This window comes from Nostoc sp. UIC 10630 (assembly GCF_010747425.1).
Taxonomy (GTDB): domain Bacteria; phylum Cyanobacteriota; class Cyanobacteriia; order Cyanobacteriales; family Nostocaceae; genus Nostoc.
The window spans coordinates 1-461 of the sequence record NZ_JAAGOG010000508.1 but is presented as its reverse complement, the minus strand read 5'-3'; the positions used below and the strand labels follow the sequence as shown (position 1 = coordinate 461).

The window sequence follows — 461 nt, the reverse complement described above, 5'->3', positions numbered from 1 at the left end:
GTTTTCAAGGTTCTGGCTGAGAACATTCTCAGCAGTCTGACACGAATGTCATGTTGCTGAAATCTCAATATATTTTTTTCAATGGCAATCGCCACAGGTGGAGGTTAGCGGACTCGAACCGCTGACATCCTGCTTGCAAAGCAGGCGCTCTACCAACTGAGCTAAACCCCCAGATACAATTAAAAATTGATAATTAAAAATTAAAAATTGAATTTTCTTCATTTTTAATTTTGAATTTTATATTTTTAATTGATTCAGGTGGGCCATCCTGGACTCGAACCAGGGACCTCACCCTTATCAGGGGTGCGCTCTAACCACCTGAGCTAATAGCCCATTTCGAACCAAATCATAGTTTGAAAGCTTTTTATATTTTGCTCATGTCTGCGACCGACCTAGGTTAGACCAACTTACTATCTATTTAACTGTATGTTTTTCGATATGTAAGGGGTGTAGGTCTCCCT

General features: G+C 39.9%; 2 tRNA genes. Both read right to left on the bottom strand.

Annotated elements, in window-relative coordinates:
* Positions 1-98: 98 nt before the first annotated feature.
* Positions 99-171, bottom strand: a tRNA-Ala gene (locus tag G1O98_RS38645).
* Between the two features lie 88 nt (positions 172-259).
* Positions 260-333: transfer RNA gene (locus tag G1O98_RS38640), tRNA-Ile, on the bottom strand.
* Positions 334-461: the final 128 nt, after the last annotated feature.